Below are 18672 nucleotides of genomic sequence, written 5' to 3' on the forward strand. Positions count from 1 at the left end.
TTCGCGATCTTTACTGCCGCGCGGCGGGGAGGCAAACCGCGGAACGGGACCGATCGGGCAGTTGAGCTGTCTTACGATCCACTGCAGTGGTGGCGGTCGGCGACGTTAGGATGACGCGTGGTTACCGGTTTGGTTGTGGACTCCAACGGGTTTGAGCTGGTCGTTGCCGGGCACCGTGTCGGTCCACGTCGGATGCTGCAGACCTCCGACGTCGACCTGCTCAATGCCGTCGCCGCCCAGTATGTGGACGCCGTGCGCACCGGCTCCAGGGAACAGGCGTTGCTCGCGGTGGGGCGCGAGTTGTACCGGTGGCTCGACGGCGACCTTGGCCAGTTGACAGGCCTGCTCGATGCGGCTCCGGCGCCGCTGATGTTCGAGGTTAGGGCGTCGGCGAGACCGTCTGTGGCTGCGTGGGCGCTGCTGCGGGCCCCGTTCGAGCTGCTGGCCGTCCCCGAGGGCAGGTTTCTGGCCGAGGCGCCGGAGTTGTTCGCTGTGGCGCGTCGGCTCGGTCAGCCGGGCCCGGTACAGGCTCCGGACGGGTACCGGCTTGGGGTGGCGTTCATGGCTTCGGCGCCCCGGGGCCAGCATGAGCTGGACTTTGAGGCCGAGGAGATGGCCATCCTCACGGCTGTTGGGGAGACGAGCCTTGATCTTGTTGTTGAGGACTCCGGTAACCCCGAGCGTCTTGGGCTGCGTCTGTCCGAGCTCGGCGGGATGCCGGTGGTTCATCTGTCGTGTCACGGGCTGCACAACTGGCGGCCAGGTCCAGACGGGCCCGCCACCCCTGTCCTGCTGATGGAAGACGATTTAGGAGACGAGCGTCCGACCAGCGCGGACACTGTGGTGGGCCTGTTGACTCCTCGGCCGCGGCTGGCGTTCGTGTCGGCCTGCCTGACCGCCACCGGTGCCGACGTGGCCGGGCATGTACCCGCCGGCGCCGGCCACCGCGGCGGTGCGACAGGCGAGCCGGGCGTGCCGGTGGCTCACTCGATGGCCACCGGTCTAGTGGCCGTCGGGATTCCCGCGGTCATCGGCTGGGACGGCTCGGTCAGCGACCAGGCCGCCACGCATTTCGCCGAACACCTGTACAAGCAGCTCAGCCGTCGTGTCGACGTGGCCGAGGCCGTCGCCAGCGCCCGCCGCCACCTGCTGGCCTGTCCGGATGAGCTCCTCCGCGCCGACTGGCACCTGGCTCGGCTATGGCTGGGGCCGACTGGTGGCGGCCCGCTAGTGGCAGGAACCCGCAAACGCCAGATGGTGCCACCGCACCATGTGACCAAGACGTTCCTGGACCGCAAGCACGAGCTGCCGGTCGCGGCCGCGGAAATGTTCGTCGGCCGCCGCCCGGAAATGCAGCACACGCTGCGGGCCCTGCGCGGCGGGCAGAAGGCCGGGGTCCTGCTCCACGGGCAGGGTCGGCTGGGCAAGTCGAGCCTGGCCGCCCGAATCGCCGACCGTCACCCCAACCGGGCCGTCGCGGTCTTGTTCGGCGACTACACCCCGACGGCGATCCTTGACGCCATCGCTGACGCCGTCGCCGCCAACCCCGCCGCCCGCACCCTCATCGACGCCAGGCGCGACGAGGTCCGCCACCAGCCAGAACGCCTCAAGCCACTCCTGATCGATCTGCTGGCCGGACCATGCGCCCAGGAACTCGACGACGGGGGCAAACCCCTCCTGCTGATCATCGACGATCTCGAACAGATCCTGACCGCCAACCCTGACGGCCCGCACCGGCTCGACCACGAATACGCCACCGTCCTCGCCGACGTCCTCTCCGCGTTCAACCCCGCCATCACAGACAGCCGACTGCTGATCACCAGCCGCTACACGTTCACACTCCACGGCCTGGAGGCCAGCCTGGAACCGGTCCAGTTGCAGCCACTGTCACCGGCCGCCCAGCGCAAACTCCAACGCCGTCAGCAGGACCTCGCCCCGGCCGGATACCGGACCCAGCGCGCCGACCTGGCCCAGCGGGCCCTGGACGTCAGCTGCGGCAACCCCGGACTGCAGGACCTCATCGGGCTGCGCCTGGTCTACAGCAGCCAGGTCGACCATGCCCGCGCCGAAGCCGCCGTCGCCAGCATGGAGGAATACCTTCACCAAGGTGACCTCCCCGCCGACAACGCCGACATTCGCAAGTTCCTGGAGAACCTGGCTCTCGACGCGCTCCTCGACCAGGCCGGCCCCGCCCACCGCGACCTGTTACGGGCCTGCACTCTGTTCACACTACCGGTCCCGCAACCCGTCATCGACGTCCTCGCCGCCGCGGTCGGCGGATCAGCGTCCCGCCTGAGCGGCCTCGGGCTCCTGGACTCCTTTCCCGACCAGTACCGCAGCGCCATCCCAGCCTTGGCCGTCAACGCCCTCGCGGCCGGACGCCTGAAGCCCCTCACCCCCGACGAACAGGCCGCCCTCGCCACCCTGGCCGCCGAACCGCTGTACGACCAGTGGGGCGGTGCCACACCCGGCCCTGCCCGCGGCAGCGACCTTGACCTGCAGCTGACCCAACTCGCCCTGGCCGCCGACAACCCGACCATCACCGCCGACTGCGCCGCCGCGGCCGTGTCCGCCCTGCGGCAGGGCCCGGCCTCCACCGCCGCCGAGCTCGGCCACCAAGCGGTCACCCTCCTCGACCGCCACAGCCACGAGGTTCCCGTCACCCTGCTACGGGCCGTCGCCGACGCGGCCGTCACCAGCGGCGACGGCGACCACGCCGACACCCTGCTCCACCGTGCCGTCCAGCAGACCCGGACCAGCGACCGGCAGACCGAGCCGGCCGACCACGCCGCACTCCTCTACGACCACGCCAACCGCCTGATCACCCGCGGCGAGGTCGACCAGGCCGAGGACCTGCTCCACCAGGCCCGCCAACTGTTCACCGACGCCGGTGACACCCGCTCGGCCGCGGTCACCTGGGGGAAGATCGCCGACATCCTCCAGCAGCGCGGCGAAGTCGACGAGGCGCTGCGGATCCGCCGCGAGGTCACCCTGCCCGTGTACGAGCGGATCGGTGACACCCGCGAGGCCGCGGTCACCTGGGGCCAGATCGCCGACATCCACGAGCAGCGCGGCGAAGCCGACGAAGCACTGCGGATCCGCCGCGAGGTCGAACTGCCCGTGTACGAGCGGATCGGTGACACCCGCTCCACCGCGATCACCTGGGGCCAGATCGCCGACATCCACGAGCAGCGCGGCGAAGCCGACGAAGCACTGCGGATCCGCCGCGAGGTCGAACTGCCCGTGTACGAGCGGATCGGTGACACCCGCGAGGCCGCGATCACCTGGGGGAAGATCGCCGACATCCACGAGCAGCGCGGCGAAGCCGACGAAGCACTGCGGATCCGCCGCGAGGTCGAACTGCCCGTGTACGAGCGGATCGGTGACACCCGCTCCACCGCGGTCACCTGGGGGAAGATCGCCGACATCCACGAGCAGCGCGGCGAAGTCGACGAAGCACTGCGGATCCGCCGCGAGGTCACCCTGCCCGTGTACGAGCGGATCGGTGACACCCGCTCCACCGCGATCACCTGGGGGAAGATCGCCGACACCCTCCAGCAGCAGGGCGAAGTTGACGAGGCACTGCGGATCCGCCGCGAGGTCGAACTGCCCGTGTACGAGCGGATCGGTGACACCCGCTCCACCGCGATCACCTGGGGGAAGATCGCCGACATCCACGAGCAGCGCGGCGAAGCCGACGAAGCACTGCGGATCCGCCGCGAGGTCGAACTGCCCGTGTACGAGCGGATCGGTGACACCCGCTCCACCGCGATCACCTGGGGCCAGATCGCCGACACCCTCCAGCAGCGCGGCGAAGCCGACGAAGCACTGCGGATCCACCGCGAGGTCACCCTGCCCGTGTACGAGCGGATCGGTGACACCCGCGAGGCCTCGGTCACCTGGGGGAAGATCGCCGACATCCTCCAGCAGCGGGGCGAAGTCGACGAGGCGCTGCGGATCCGCCGCGAGGTCGAACTGGCCGTGTACGAGCGGATCGGTGACACCCGCTCCACCGCGATCACCTGGGGGAAGATCGCCGACACCCTCCAGCGGCGCGGCGAAGTCGACGAGGCACTGCGGATCCACCGCGAGGTCACCCTGCCCGTGTACGAGCGGATCGGTGACGTCCGCTCCACCGCGGTCACCTGGGGCCAGATCGCCGACATCCTCCAGCAGCGGGGCGAAGTCGACGAGGCGCTGCGGATCCGCCGCGAGGTCACCCTGCCCGTGTACGAGCGGATCGGTGACTCCCGCTCCACCGCGGTCACCTGGGGGAAGATCGCCAACATCCTCCAGCAGCGCGGCGAAGTCGACGAAGCCCTCGAACTGCAGCTCAAGCGCTTGGAAGTCAATAAGCAGCTAGGCGACATGGCGGGCATCGCGGCCGCCACCTGGGATCTGGCGCAAATCGATCTGAGTCGCCAAGATTTCGACGCAGCGATGCCGAGGCTGATCTCCTCGTTTCAGCTCCTTCTGAAGCTTCAACGGCCGGATGGCATCGTGGTCGTCGGGACTACCCTGGGCCAATTTCTGCTGGCCGCGGGTGAACGCGAGCAAGCCCGACAGGTGTTGCAGGCGAGCCGAGCAGCTGCCGCCAAGATCGGTTTTGCGGACACTGTTGACCTACTTGATGAATTACTGAACGCCACCGGCGACGAAAACGAGGAATGATGATCATCGAGTTTGCTGGAGTGGACGTCGAAGCCGCCATGAAGAGCGTCGCCGCGTTGACCGCGAGCTGGGGCTACCCACCCGAACCAGCTCCGACGCCGGAACCCGCAACCGGTCCGGAATCCAAGGGAGTCGATCCCGTCGCGGTGGCATCCCTGATCGTGTCCATTCCATCGGCCATGCTCGCGGTCGCGGACATCGCCGACCGTATCCACAAACGACGCCGTGCGGCCGAGCTCATCGAACGCGCCCGACAGCTCAGGACGCAGCAGGGGGCGGCACGACTCGTGTGCGAAGACCGCTCCGTCGACCTTGCCACTCTCACCCCCGACCAGCTTCTGGACCTCATCGCCGACGAACCAACAGCAACTTGACGCCAGGAACACGGCCGGACGGCCCGGACCCGATTCCGACCCGACGAACCCGGAACCGTAGCTGTCCGTGAGAGAGGGACGTGTGTCAAGGAATCTCGCACGTCATTCCTTGACACATGTGCCCCTGCGTTGGCCGCACCACAAGCGCACCCGATCGAGCGGGGAACAGCGGGGAATCACGGTGCAAAGCGGCCGAGCCCGCAAAGGCCTCGAGCCAGTCGTTTGAGCAGGTCAGCACCTACAGCAGGCCGTCGATGTCCGCAGCTTCCCAAGCTGAGAGTCCGGCGCTTGTCCGCGCGCCCCCGAGGAGTCAGAGAAGGTCCCGCCAGAACGGGACTGTTGCTCGCGGGTTCCAGTTGCTGTCGACTTCGCCCCGCGCTTCGTCGAACTCCTGGTGCATGTAGTCGAGCAGGTCCAGACCGTAATAGATGATGTCGGTCTGCCACATCGAGAGCACTGGGTGACCGAAGCTTCCGCGGCCTGCGGGCAGGTACCGATGGGCATAGAAGGGCACCAGAACCGGCGCCTCCGCCAGCTGACGCCGCGCGACGTCCAGCGCCGCCGTCCGCTCAGTGGGACGCTGACCCCAGCCTTCGTACCAGAACCCGTTGTGCTCCACGTCGAGCAGAACACCCTCGACGGGCCAGTCGAGCTGTCGATGCAAGCTGTCCATGTCGCCTCCGCGCCACTCCGGCCAGGGCCTGGCCCAGGTCTGTCCGTCCTCAGGAGGGACATTGACCGGGAGGCCGGCCGCAAGGAATGCTCGGTGGTCGTCGGCGAACTCGAAGCCGTAGTCGCGCTCGATGCGCGTAAATTCGGCGTCCGTCAGGCCCGGCTCAAACGCATACAGGCCCGTTTCTGCCAGACGGCGTGCGGCGTCCCCACCCAGGCGTTGTCCCTCAATGCTGATCACCGCCGCACGCTAGCGCCAATCGCAGCCCGGAGTCACCCGAGTTGTTGTGGACAACCGGCACCGCACTTCAGCGCATGCCTTTCTGTGAGTAAGAGCGACCCAGCACCGTTTCGTCGACACCTGCCGGTCATTCGCCACCCGCGCGGCATCTGGTCACACCGCCCGAGTCCGCCCCTCCCAATACGGATCCCGCAGCCGTCGCTTGTACAGCTTGCCGTTGGGGTCGCGGGGCATCTCGGTGATGAAGTCGACCGACTTGGGCCGCTTATAGCCGGCCAGGCGGTCGGCGCAGTGGTCGAGGAGGGTGGCGGCGAGGGCCGGGCCCGGCTCGTGTCCCGGGGCCAGCTCGACCACCGCCTTCACCTCCTCGCCCCAGTCCTCGTGCGGTACGCCGAAGACCGCGGCGTCGGCGACAGCTGGGTGGGCCAGCAGGGCCGACTCGATCTCGGCCGGGTAGATGTTGACCCCGCCCGAGATGATCATGTCGATCTTGCGGTCACGGAGAAAGAGATAGCCGTCCTCGTCGAGATAGCCGAGGTCGCCGACGGTGAAGAAGTCGCCGATGCGGTTCTTCTTCGTCTTCTGTTCGTCCTTGTGGTAGGCGAAGCCGCCGGTGTTCATCTTCAGGTAGACGGTGCCGAGTTCACCGGGCGGCAGACGGTTGCCTTCGTCGTCGAAGACCGCCAACTCACTGATGGGCCACGCCTTGCCGACCGTCCCTGGCTTCTTCAGCCAGTCCTCCGCCGTGGCGAACGCGCCGCCGCCCTCGCTGGCCGCGTAGTACTCCTCCACACAGTGGCCCCACCAGTCGATCATCGCCCGCTTCACATGGTCCGGGCAGGGTGCGGCGCCGTGGATGGCGTGCCGCATCGCGGAGACGTCGTAGCGCGCCTTCACCGAGTCGGGCAGGGCCAGCAGGCGGTGGAACTGGGTCGGGACCATGTGGGTGTGCGTGCACCGGTGGGTGTCCATCAGGCGGAGCATTTCTTCCGGGGTCCACTTGTCCATCAGCACCAGGCGGTGGCCGATGTGCAGGGACGCGCCCGCGAATTGGAGTACGGCCGTGTGGTACAGCGGCGAGCAGACCAGGTGCACATTGCCGTCGTACGGCTTGATGCCGAAGATGCCGAGGAAGCCGCCCAGATAGGCCTCCTCGGGGGCCTTTCCTGGCAGCGGACGGCGGATGCCGCGCGGGCGGCCCGTGGTGCCCGAGGTGTAGTTCATGACCCAGCCGAGGGTGCGGTCGGTGGGCGGCGACTCCGGTTGTCCGTCGAGGAGTTCGGGGTACGGCCGGAAGCCCTCGACCGCGCCGACGGCGTAACGGTGGGTGGCCGGGAGGCCTGCCTCGTCGGCCGCCTGGCGGGCGGGGTCGGCGAACCGCTCGTGCGCGATGAGCACCTTGGCACCGGAGTCCGCGGCTATCCACGCGATCTCCGGGCCAACGAAATGATGGTTGACCGGCACGAGGTAGAACCCGGCCTGGCTGGCGGCGAGATATGCCGTGAGGAACTCGATGCCATTGGGGAGTACGACCGCGAACGCGTCCCCGCGTTCGAGGCCCGCGGCGCGCAGGCCGTGGACGAGGCGGTTGGCGGCGGAGTGGAGACGTCCGGCGGTCCACTGCTCGCCGTCCGGGGCGATGAGGACCGTGCGGTCGGGGTCCTGGATTGCCTGGGCCCAGAAGCCCACGGGAGATGCGCTGGTCACTGGCCGCTCCTTCCGGCGATGCGGTTGATGCGGTCCACCGCCTGCTCGAAACCCCGGGTGAGGTCGTCGAAGACGGCCTGGACACTGCGTTCGCTGTTCATCCGGCCGACGATCTGGCCGACAGGCGTGCCGAGGAGCGGCTCGACCTCGTGCCGCTGGATGCGGGAGACGGCCTCGGCGACGAGGAGCCCCTGCAGGGGCATGGGGAGGGTGCCGGGTCCGGAGGGGTCGTCCCAGGCGTCGGTCCATTCGGTGCGCAGCTGGCGGGCGGGCTTTCCTGTCAGGGCGCGGGAGCGGACGGTGTCTCCGGAGCCCGCGGCGAGGAGCTTGCGGGTCAGCGCCGGGGAGTGGAGGTCGGCCTCTGTGGTGGTCAGCCATATGGACCCCAGCCACACACCCTGGGCGCCGAGGGTGAGTGCCGCGGCCACCTGTTGCCCGCTGCCGATGCCGCCGGCGGCCAGGACGGGCAGCGGGGCGACGGCGTCGACGACCTCGGGGGTGAGCACCATGGAAGCGATGTCGCCGGTGTGGCCTCCGGCCTCGTAGCCCTGGGCGACGACGATGTCGATGCCCGCCTCCTGGTGCTTACGGGCGTGGCGGGCGCTGCCCGCGAGAGCGGCGACGAGGATGTCCTGATCGTGGGCGCGGTCCACGACGTCCGCCGGCGGTGAGCCGAGGGCGTTGGCGAGCAGTCTGATCGGGTAGTCGAAGGCGACGTCGAGCTGGTTGCGGGCGACCTGCTCCATCCAGCCGGTGATCCGCCAGCCGGACGCCTCGCCCTCGGCGAGCTCGGGCACCCCGTACTTGGCGAGGGTGTCCTGCACGAACTGCCGGTGCGCTTCAGGGATCATCGCCTCTACGTCCGCCTCCGTCACGCCCTCCACCTTCTTGGCCGGCATGACGACGTCCAGCCCGTATGGCCTGCCGTCGACGTGCGCTTCGACCCAGTCGAGGTCGCGTTTGAGGTCGTCGGGGGCGGTGTAGCGGACCGCGCCGAGCACCCCGAAGCCGCCGGCCCGGCTGATGGCCGCGGCGACGGCGGGGAACGGCGTGAAGCCGAAGACGGCGTGCTCGACTCCCAGTTGCTTGCTCAGCTCCGTCTGCATGGGCGCAGGATGCCGGAGTCCTCCGGAGGACGGAAGGGTTTTCCTGATGACCCGTCAGATTTATTCCTGACAGCCCTTCAGATTTGTTGCGGCGAACGCCCGGTTGACACGACCCCCGTCTGACACGAAAGTTTCAGCGCGCAAGGTGATCCCGGAAAGATACTTTCAGGCGGACTCGCGGGAGGATCCTCGATGACCGACGACAGACACGGCCTGACCCGGCGTCAACTGGCCCGAAGAGCCCTGGCTCTGGGCGGCGCCCTGGCCATCGCCCCCTTCCCCGCGGGACCGGCGGCCGCCGCGTCCTCCGGCCGCAGCACCTTGCAGTACGGCTCGCCGGAGCGGGCCGGTCTCCTCTCCGCCCATCTCCGTCAACTCGTCACCGATGCCGGGGCGTTCCTCGGTCCCTCCCCCAAGCACCCCTGGTACGCGGGCGCCGTGCTGCTCGCCGGCCGGGGCGGCACCGTGGCGCTGCACGAGCCGATCGGCATGGCGGTGCGCTACTCGGCGTACGACGAAAAGACCGACACCGGCGTCGAGTTCCCGGCCGACCAGCAGATCCCCATGACAGAGGACACCGTCCTCGACCTCGCCTCGGTGTCCAAGCTGTTCACCTCGATGCTCGCCGTGCAGCAGATCGAGCGGGGCGCGCTGGAGCTGGAGGCGAAGGTCGCCTCCTATCTGGCGGAGTTCGGGGCGGCGGGCAAGCAGGACATGACTGTCCGTCAACTTCTCACCCATACCTCGGGGTTCCGCGCCTGGATCCCGCTGTACAGCGCGCCCACCTACGAGGAGAAGCTCAAGCTCATCTGGAACGAGGCCCCGCTCAACCCGCCGGGCACCCGCTACCTCTACTCCGACCTGAACCTGATCTCCCTCCAGCTCGTGCTGGAGAAGATCAGCGGCCGCCCGCTGGACGCGCTGCTCCACGAGGACATCACCGGCCCGCTCGGCATGGACCGCACCCGCTACAACCCGCCCGCCTCCTGGAAGCCCCGGATCGCCGCCACGGAGGACGCCCGCAAGCCCTGGTCGGGTCTTGAGCGGGGGCTGGTGTGGGGCGAGGTGCACGACGAGAACGCCTTCAGCCTCGGCGGCGTCGCCGGACACGCGGGCGTCTTCTCCTGCGCCTGGGACCTGGCGGTGCTCGGCCGGACGCTGCTCAACGGCGGCGCGTACGGCAGGACGCGCATCCTCGAACCGGAGTCGGTGGAGCTGATGTTCACCGACTTCAACACCGCTTTCCCCGGCGACGAGCACGGTCTCGGCTTCGAGCTCTACCAGCACTGGTACATGGGCGCCATGGCCACTCCGCGCACCGCGGGCCATACCGGGTTCACCGGCACCTCGCTGGTCCTCGACCCGACGACCGACTCGTTCCTGGTGGTGCTGGGCAACTCGGTGCATCCGGTGCGCAGTTGGCGGTCCGGCTCGGCACCCCGGGTGGCCGCCGCGAACAATCTGGCGCGCGCTGTCCCGGTCCGCCCACGCCATGGCCGTACCGCCTGGTTCTCCGGCATGGCCGGCTCCACCACCGCAACTCTCGCGCTGCCCGCGCTGGACACCTCGGCGGGCGGGGCGCGGCTGCGCTGTTCGCTGTGGTGGGACACCGAGCCGCAGGCGGACGTCCTCGCCCTGGAGGCCAGCGCGGACGGCGGGGCGACCTGGGAGCCGGTGCCGTTCACCACGACGCGCCACAGCGAGCAGGACCATCCGTCGGGCACGGTCACCGGCTGGTCCGGCCGCGTCTGGCACCGGCTGACGGCGGACCTCCCGGCCGCTGGGCAGCTCGCGCTGCGCTGGCGGTACGCCACGGACCGGCTCTATGTGGGCCGGGGCGCCTATGTGGACGGGCTGCGCGTCGAGGACCCTGACCGGGTCCTGTTCGACGAGGCGCGACCTGCCGACGCGGCACGGATCACCGCGGCGGGCTGGACCGCCTCGCGGGATTGACCGTCAGCCGGGCACGTCCATGCGCTGCGTGCCGACCACCGACAGCAGCCGCAGCGCCTCCTCGGACCGTGAGCCCGGTTCGGCGGTGTAGATGATGACCCGCTGGTCGCGGTCGGTGATGTCCAGGACATCGCAGTTGACCGCGACCGGCCCGACGAGCGGGTGGTCGAACGTCTTGCGCAGGGTGGGTGGGGCGATCACACAGTGCTGTGCCCAGAGCTGGGCGAACTTCTCGCTGCCCGCGAGGAGTTCGTCGACCAGGCCGGTCACTTCGGGGTCGCCGGGGTAGCGGGCCGCGGCGGCGCGCAGGTCGTTGGTCGAGGCACTGGCGAACTCGCCCCCGTCCGAGATGCCGTACAGCGGCCGTCCTTCGCGATACGGGCCGAGGAAGCAGCGCCGGATCAGATTGCGGTCGCGGCGGGAGAGCGCCGAGAAGTCCTCCATCAGGGCGGCGGCCAGGTCGTTCCACGCGATGACCTCGTACGTCGCCGAGATCACGATCGCCGCGGCCTGCGGCAGCCGGGCCAGTAGGTCGACGATGCTCTGCCGGACCTCGCGGGAGGGTCCTGGCGGCGGGCCCGGCGGGGTGCCGGCGAGGTGGTGGAGGTGATCGCGCTCGGGGTCCGACAGGCGCAGGGCGCGGGCGAGCTGGGCCAGCACCTCGCGCGAGGGGTGTGGTCCACGGGCCTGTTCCAGCCGGGTGTAGTACTCGGTGGAGATGTACGCCAGCTGCGCCACCTCCTCGCGGCGCAGCCCCGGGGTGCGGCGGCGCGGCCCTGCGGGCAGGCCCACGTCGGCGGGGGTGATGCGCTCGCGTCGGCTGCGCAGGAAGTCGGCCAGTTCTCGTCGGTCCACGGTCCCAGTGTGCGGGGGCGCCGGTGACCGTAGCCAGGTACTGGCGGTGCCTGGATGGGTGTCCGGTACGGCCGCAGGCTCATCGGCATGACAGAAACCACCATCACTCCCCTGCTCGCCGACAAGGTCGCTTTCGTCACCGGTGCCGGACGGGGCATCGGCGCGGCGGCCGCCCGGCTCTTCGCCCGCGAGGGTGCCCGAGTGCTGCTCGCGGCCCGCACCGAGTCCCAGCTCAAGGCGGTCACCGAGGAGATCCGGGCCGCCGGAGGCACCGCCGACCATATCGTCTGCGACCTGGCGGACCCGAACAGCCTTCGCGCCGCCGTGGACCGCGCCGTCGAGCTGTACGGCAGGCTCGACATCGCCTTCAACAACGCCGCGACCGCACAGGAACCCGGCCCGATGGACCAGCTCCAGGAGGCCGACTTCGATCACGTCTACACCGTCAACTTCAAGGGCGTCTGGCTCGCCATGAACGCCGAGATCGCCGCCATCCGGGCCACCTCCGGACGCGGGGCGATCGTCAACACCTCCAGCGTCGGCAGTCTGATGGCCAACCCCTGGCTGCCCGCGTACGGCGCCTTGAAGCGCGCGGTGAACAGCCTCACCGCATCCGCAGCCGCCACGTACGGCCCCGAGGGCATCCGGGTCAACGCCGTCTCGCCGGGGACCACGCTCACCGAGATGCTGCACGAGTGGGACGCGCGGACGCCCGGCATCATCGACCAGCTCAACGCCCAGACGCCCCTGGGCCGCGCGGCCGCCCCGGAGGAGGTCGCCGAGGCGGCGGCCTGGCTGCTGAGCGACCGCGCCTCCTACGTCACGGGCACGGTTCTGCGGGTCGACGGCGGCATGGCGGCCTGACCTCTCGGTCCCTGACCCCTCGTCCCTGACCTCTCAGTCCCTGACCCTCAGGCCTCGCCCTCCTCCAGCACCGCCATCGCCGCGTTGTGTCCCGGCACCCCGCTCACTCCCCCGCCACGCACCGCGCCCGCCCCGCACAGCAGGACGTTCTGGTGCTCCGTCTCCACGCCCCAGCGGCCGGTGCCGTCCTGGGTGTGGGGCCAGGACAGGTCGCGGTGGAAAATGTTGCCGCCCGGCAGGCGCAGGTCGCGCTCCAGGTCGAGCGGGGTCTTCGCCTCGATGCAGGGCCGTCCCTCGGCGTCCGTCGCCAGCAGGTCGGCGAGTGGTTCGGCCAGATGGGCGTCGAGCTGCGCCAGCGTCGATTTGAGGAGTTCCTCGCGTACGGCGTCGTTGTCCCGCGCGAAGAGCCGTGCGGGCGTGTGCAGGCCGAAGAGGGTGAGCGTCTGGTAGCCGCGCTCGACGAGGTCAGGGCCGAGGATCGTCGGGTCGGTGAGCGAGTGGCAGTAGATCTCCGAGGGCGGGGCGGCGGGCAGTTCCCCGGCGGCGGCCTGGGCATGGGCGGTGGCCAACTGCTCGTAGCCCTCGGCGATGTGGAAGGTCCCGGAGAACGCCTCACGCGGGTCGACGGCGCTGTCCCGGAGCCTGGGCAGCCGCTTGAGCAGCATGTTCACCTTGAGCTGGGCCCCTTCGGCGGGCTCCGGCGAGGTGCCGCCGGTCAGCGCCGCCAGTTCCTGCGGGGAGGCGTTGACCAGGACGTGCCGGGCGGCGGCGACGCCCTCTCCGTCGGCGGTGCGATACGTGACCTCGGCGGTTGCGCCGTCCGTGTCGATACGTACGGCTTCGTGGCCCGTGGCGACGACGGCCCCGGCCGCTCGGGCGGCTGTCGCGAGGGCGTCGGTGAGGGCGCCCATGCCGCCGACGGGCACGTCCCAGGCGCCGGTACCGCCGCCGATGACGTGGTAGAGGAAGCAGCGGTTCTGCTTCAGGGACGCGTCGTGGGCGTCGGCGAAGGTGCCGATCAGGGCGTCGGTGAGGACGACGCCCCGCACCAGATCGTCCGCGAAGCGATCCTCGATCGCGGCGCCGATCGGCTCCTCGAACAGGATCCGCCAGGCCTCCTCGTCGTCGACGCGGCGGCGCAGCTCCTCACGCGTGGGCAGCGGTTCGGTGAGCGTGGGGAAGACCCGCTCGGCGACCTCGCCGGTCAGGCCGTAGAAACGCTGCCAGGCCGCGTACTCCCGCTCGCCGCCGGTGAGTTGCGCGAACGCCTCCCGGGTCCGCCGCTCGCCGCCTCCGACCAGCAGTCCGGTGGCCAGTCCGGCGCGTTCGACGGGGGTGTACGAGGAGATGGTGCGGGCGCGGATCCGGAAGTTCAGGCCCAGGTCCCGCACGATCTTCTTGGGCAGCAGGCTGACCAGGTAGGAGTAGCGGGACAGCCGTGCGTCGACGCCCGCGAAGGGACGCGTGGAGATGGCGGCGCCGCCGGTGTGGTCCAGGCGCTCCAGCACCAGCACGGACCGGCCGGCCCGGGCCAGATAGGCGGCGGCGACCAGGCCGTTGTGGCCTCCGCCGACGATGACTGCGTCGTATGCGCGATGTCCCGGGTGTCCCTCATGTGCAGGCATGGTTCTTCGTAACACGAGGTGATCTAGGTCGGCCAGGGCTGCGGAGCGATCAGGTCCGGTCAAGTCCGATCAGTTGGCGGTACGGGGAACCGGCCGGACCCGCGGCGCCGTTCTAGTAGCTGAGTTCACTCGGTTCACTCGGCGCTAGGGGGCGCGCATGCAGGATCCGTCGGCGGCTTGGCGCGTGCCGTTCTCCGCGCGGGCATTTCCCGAGAGCGCGGCCGTGGCGCAATGGGTCATCCGGAACCGGCACGAGGCGTGGCGCGCGGTGATGGCGGCCGAGAAGCAGGCCGAGCGAGGGCCGGAACACCGGCATGTGTACGGGGTGGCGCTGCTCGCGGCGGGCCTGCCGTTCACCGCGTGGAAGGTGCTCAGAGAAGCCGAGCACGAAGCGTCCGAGGCTGCGGGCGGCAAGAGCGAGGGCCTGTTGCCGGAAGGGGCCGACGACGACCCGAAGGTGCGCGCGCTGCGGGCCGACTTCGCCACCGCCTCGGCGCGCTGCGGTCTGGGCCAGATGGCCATGAACCAGTTACTGGAGGCGACCAAGTGCCTCCAGGGCCCGGACGAGGAGTGGGTGGAGCTGTGCCAGCGCGGCGAGGAATTGACCGCCGCGCTGAACAAGCGCGAGCCGGAGCGCTCTCTGCACCGGTTACGGGCCGCGTATTTCGCGGAGCTGTCCGAGCGCGGTGAGGCCGGTTCCCTGCACCGGCTGGAGCAGGCCAAGTCCTTACTGGCGCTCGGCGACCTCGATCATTCGATGGCCGGCTTCGACGCGGCGGAGGATGTGCTGGTCCCCCTGGGAGAGGACGAGGAGTACGGCGACGTCGCCCTGGAGCTCCTGGTCGGCATGCATCTGCGGGCGGGCGCCCGCGACCGGGAGCTACGGGAGCGGGCCCGCAGGAAACTCCACCGCGTGCGACCGCACTCGGCGGTGCTGCGGGAGGGCGCGGACGCCGACGACGGCAGCCGTATGCTGCGCGATCTGGAGGTGCAGCACACCGCGGGCATCCTGGGCTTCCTGGCCCAGGTGTTCGATGAGACGGAGCATGCCCGGGGATACCTCGACCGGCTGTTCCTCCTGGCCCGCGCCCATCCTGATCAGCCGCACTGTGCCGTGGGCGCCGCCTTGGTCCACCACGCCAAGGGCGAGCACGCGAAGGCCCAGATGGCACTGGACTTCCTGGACGGCCCGCTGGGCGACGCCGACATCGCCGGTCTCGCCGCACTCGGCCTCACGGTGCCGCCCTCCGCACGCGCGCGAAGGGCGGCGGGATGACCGGGCCCGGCGTCGGAGAGACGCTCATCGAATTCCTGGTGACGCGCTCGACGGACTACGAGACGCTGCTGAGCAATCTGGACCGGCTGGGCGAGACCGTACGGCCCTACCTCCTGGCCACCCTTCGGGAGCAGGCCGGCGCGGCGGCCGGCGCGGGCCGCCCGGCCGAGGCCGAACTGCTGGAGTTCCTGGCCCGACAGGCGAGCAAGCGGTGGCAGATCAAGGTGAACGACCAGGGCCGTCCCGACTTCGCGGCGCTGGTGGACCGGGCCGTCCGGCTTGACCTGCTGGACGCCTTCCTCGTCTTCCGCGCCCAGCCCGATGTGCTGCCCGACGATCCGGTGCCGGTCGCCCAGAAGCTGCTCGGCCACTACAAAGGCCTCACCATGCACCAACGCTCGGCCGTACTGGCCGCGCTCGCCATGGCCGCCCCGGACTCGCCGATGTCCGCCGTACGGGCACGGACCTGGTGGGCGTTCAGTCTCATGGAGCGTGCCCGCGGCGAGGAGAGGATGGGGCGGGCCGACGTCGACCGGATGCGCGACCGGCGGCACGCACTGTTCCACGCCGGACGGGCCGTCGTCGCACTGCACGGCAGCGGTCGGGTCGGCGAGCATCCGGAGGCCGCCTACTGGGCGTACTCGATGCTGGCGCAGGCCCATCGCAGTCTGGGCGATCTCCGCCAGGGGCTGAAGGTCCTGCTGGACTGCCAGCGGGAGCTGCGCCATCTGGACGACGACGGGCAACGGTGGCTGGAGTTCGACCGGATCGTGGCGATCGAGATGTCGGCGCAGGGTCACCATCGCGGCGCGCTGCACTACTTCGACCGGGCGCTGGACGGCCTGCGCGACCTCAGCGGCGACCGTCCGCACCCGTTGCAACTCGATCTGCTGATCGAACGCGGGAAGACCCATCTGCACCACGGCACGTTGAACGCCGCGTCGGCGGACTTCCAGCAGGCCGCCGAGACCGCCGAGGCCCTGGGGCAGATCCCGACCGTGCTCAGGGCCCGGGCGCTGCGGGCCAGTGCGCTGCAGACCAGGGGACGCAACAGGGAGGCGCTGCGCGTCTTCCAGGAGAACCTCGCGACGGCGCTGCGCGGCGGCATCCTCATGTCCCACACCTTCCGCTGTGCCCTGGCTCAGCAGCTGTGCTTCATGGGGTACCTCGACGAGGCCGAGGAGCAGTACCTCGAAGCGCTGGCGGAGCTGCGCCAGGACTCGAGCACCCGGAGTGTGAACGAGGTCGGTTGTCTGGCCGGACTCGGCCGGGTCGCCGAGGACCGCGGGGACCACGACCAGGCCATGGCCTGGTACGAGGAGAGCAACCGCACGTCCCTCGCCTACCGCCGCACGATCGACGGCACCGTGCTCCTGGCCAACGCGCTCGAGCGCCGGTTCGCGCGGGACAGCAGCCGGGCGACGGCACAGGAACTGCTCCCCCGGGTCACCGAGCTCCATCGCGAGGCCCGCGAACGGGGCAGTTCCGTGGGCGAGTTCGTGACCGGACGGGCACTGATCGTATGCCTCACCCGGCTGGACCGGTGGGCGGAGGCCGCCGAGTTGTCCCGGCGGCTCATCGCCGAGGCCGACGAGCGCACAGCCGACATCGGCCACGGCGTCGGCGAGGCCACTGACGACGACAGCGTCAAGGAGCGCATGGCGTTCGTCAAGATCTTCGCTGACCGGCCCGAGCTGCTCGGGGAGCGGTTCGCCCTCCTGCAGTGGTGCCGGGACGTGGCGCTGCGCCGGATCGTGCGCACCCCGTGGCCGGTTCTGCGCGCCGAGTCCGGCGGGCGGGCGCTGACCGAGTACGAGGGTCTGCTGGACCTGCTCCACGGCCACGGCGACCAACTGCCGCCGCCCGACGACCGATCCGTGCCCGAGTGGTGCTTCGACCTCCATGAGGAGGTCAAGGCCCGGGACCTGCTGGCCGACCTGGCCCTCGGACCGCTGCCGGAACCTCCGTCGGTGCCCCAGCGATTGATCGCGGACGAACGGCGGCACTTGGCAGCCCTGCGGCGCGATCTGACCAGGTCGGCCCTGGGCGCCCTGGGCCCCGCGTCCGAGGAGGCCGCCGAGCAGCTCACGTCCCAACTGTCCGCGGTGCACACGGCGATCGGCGAGCACGCCCCGGAGTACACGCGCCTGCGCCAGGGCGCCCCCGCGCGGCTGAACGAAGTCCGCACACTGCTCACCCGACACGCCCCGCCCGAAGGGATGCTGCTCGCCTCCTACTTCTGCGGCAACGGCGCCACGTACTGCTTCGTGCTGACCTCCGACGGCGAGCCGCTGCGGATGCGCCGCATCCCGCTCGGCCGGGACCGGATCGAGGCCCTCTCCCGCCGCTTGCGCACCGTCTTCAACGGCGGCCGGGACCCCGACTCGGGCGTCCTGCTCCGCCCGCTGCCCGCACGCCGCCCCGACAAGCGGGACACGTCCTTCCTCACGGAGCTCACACCCCTCCTGGAGCCCTTCGCCGATCTCCTCGCCGAGCGGCAACTGGTGGCCGTTTCGGCCCACGGCCCGTTGTCCGGCGTACCGTTCGGCGCGCTCCCCCTCCCCTCGGGGACGCTCCTCGGGGAGTCGAACGCCGTGGTCAGCGTCCCCGGCGTCAGCAGTCTGCGCTATCTGCTGGCGCACCCCGTCACCCCGCCCCGCGCCGCGGTCGCGGTGGGCTGTGCGGGGCGGGAGGACGACACGGGGCTGTTCGAGGAGGACGACGCGTTGCTGGGCGAGGGCCCCTGGCGGTCCGTGTCCCGGGTGGCCGGCCTCGCCGCGACCCCGGCCGCCGTGCGCACCGCCCTCGGCCAGGCCGATCTCGCCCATGTCACCTGTCACGGCTTCACCGACACCGATGACCCGTTGGAGGCGGCGCTGCTGTTCTCCGACGGCCGCGAGCGCCCCAGCAGGAACTGGGAACCGCACAATGTGCCCGCCCACGCCCGCTATCTGCTGCGGGTGCGGGACGTCACCGTGGCGGACGCCGCGCCGCAGCGCCTGGTGCTGCGCGCCTGCTCGGCCGGCTGGGGCGAGGCCGACCATCCCGGCGCCGATCTCACCGGGCTGACCTGGGCGTTCCTGCGCTCAGGCAGCCGTAGCGTCATCGCGCCGCGCTGGGATGTGAACCAGCAGAGTTCACGCGAGCTGCTGGCCGCCTACTACCGGCGCCTCGGCCGGGGCGAACCCGCCTGGCGGGCCTTGTGGGAGGCGCAGCGCGAACTCGCCGGCGACCCGTCCCGACCGTGGCTGGGTCATGTCTTCCACTGGGGCGCGTTCACCCTCACCGGGGACTGGCGATGATCCCGGCCGTCCACTGTCCCGTACGA

At 70.4% G+C, this 18672-nt stretch carries 11 protein-coding genes; 6 read left to right on the plus strand and 5 right to left on the minus strand.

The genetic code is table 11. From position 1 onward, the window contains the following. The first annotated feature begins 192 nt into the window (after positions 1-192). Positions 193-4671 carry a CHAT domain-containing protein gene (locus OHT76_RS03365; protein ID WP_328869206.1) on the plus strand — a complete coding sequence of 1493 codons (4479 nt, stop codon included), beginning with the start codon at positions 193-195 and terminating at the stop codon, positions 4669-4671. Beyond that, a complete protein-coding gene (locus tag OHT76_RS03370) occupies positions 4671-5045 on the plus strand; it encodes a hypothetical protein (protein WP_328869207.1) in 375 nt (124 codons plus the stop codon). The genes OHT76_RS03365 and OHT76_RS03370 overlap by 1 nt, the downstream gene beginning before the upstream one ends. Before the next feature lie 310 nt (positions 5046-5355). Here OHT76_RS03370 and OHT76_RS03375 read toward each other — a convergent pair whose 3' ends face one another. From OHT76_RS03375 to OHT76_RS03385, 3 genes are all read right to left on the minus strand, one after another. Further along, positions 5356-5958, minus strand: coding sequence for a hypothetical protein (locus OHT76_RS03375; RefSeq protein ID WP_328869208.1), 603 nt, complete (start codon positions 5956-5958; stop codon positions 5356-5358). A gap of 153 nt (positions 5959-6111) precedes the next feature. Beyond that, a complete protein-coding gene (locus OHT76_RS03380) occupies positions 6112-7665 on the minus strand; it encodes an acyl-CoA synthetase (RefSeq protein WP_328869209.1) in 1554 nt (517 codons plus the stop codon). Beyond that, positions 7662-8771: an NAD(P)H-dependent flavin oxidoreductase gene (locus OHT76_RS03385; RefSeq protein ID WP_328869210.1), complete on the minus strand. Its 1110-nt coding sequence runs from the start codon at positions 8769-8771 to the stop codon at positions 7662-7664. Before OHT76_RS03385 ends, OHT76_RS03380 begins: the two co-directional genes overlap by 4 nt. A gap of 192 nt (positions 8772-8963) precedes the next feature. Between OHT76_RS03385 and OHT76_RS03390 the strand changes: the two genes are divergently transcribed. After that, positions 8964-10724, plus strand: coding sequence for a serine hydrolase (locus tag OHT76_RS03390; protein WP_328869211.1), 1761 nt, complete (start codon positions 8964-8966; stop codon positions 10722-10724). A 3-nt stretch (positions 10725-10727) separates the two neighbouring features. Here OHT76_RS03390 and OHT76_RS03395 read toward each other — a convergent pair whose 3' ends face one another. Beyond that, positions 10728-11579 (minus strand): helix-turn-helix transcriptional regulator, encoded by an 852-nt coding sequence (locus OHT76_RS03395; RefSeq protein WP_328869212.1) that lies wholly within the window; start codon positions 11577-11579, stop codon positions 10728-10730. An 87-nt stretch (positions 11580-11666) separates the two neighbouring features. Here OHT76_RS03395 and OHT76_RS03400 point away from each other — a divergent pair, with 87 nt between their 5' ends. Continuing rightward, positions 11667-12443 carry an SDR family NAD(P)-dependent oxidoreductase gene (locus tag OHT76_RS03400; protein ID WP_328869213.1) on the plus strand — a complete coding sequence of 259 codons (777 nt, stop codon included), beginning with the start codon at positions 11667-11669 and terminating at the stop codon, positions 12441-12443. Positions 12444-12490: 47 nt separating this feature from the next. On the opposite strand, the gene OHT76_RS03405 is transcribed toward OHT76_RS03400, so the two are convergent. Next, positions 12491-14068, minus strand: a complete 1578-nt coding sequence (locus tag OHT76_RS03405; protein WP_328869214.1) for a phytoene desaturase family protein — start codon at positions 14066-14068, stop codon at positions 12491-12493. A gap of 157 nt (positions 14069-14225) precedes the next feature. On the opposite strand from OHT76_RS03405, the gene OHT76_RS03410 reads away from it, so the two are divergent. Together OHT76_RS03410 and OHT76_RS03415 are read left to right on the plus strand one after the other, a co-directional pair. Beyond that, positions 14226-15344 carry a hypothetical protein gene (locus OHT76_RS03410; protein WP_328869215.1) on the plus strand — a complete coding sequence of 373 codons (1119 nt, stop codon included), beginning with the start codon at positions 14226-14228 and terminating at the stop codon, positions 15342-15344. Continuing rightward, entirely contained in the window at positions 15341-18646 is a 3306-nt protein-coding gene (locus tag OHT76_RS03415) for a CHAT domain-containing protein (protein ID WP_328869216.1), read from the plus strand. Before OHT76_RS03410 ends, OHT76_RS03415 begins: the two co-directional genes overlap by 4 nt. Positions 18647-18672: the final 26 nt, after the last annotated feature.

Origin of the sequence: Streptomyces sp. NBC_00287 (assembly GCF_036173105.1) — a bacterium.
Taxonomy (GTDB): Bacteria; Actinomycetota; Actinomycetes; order Streptomycetales; family Streptomycetaceae; genus Streptomyces.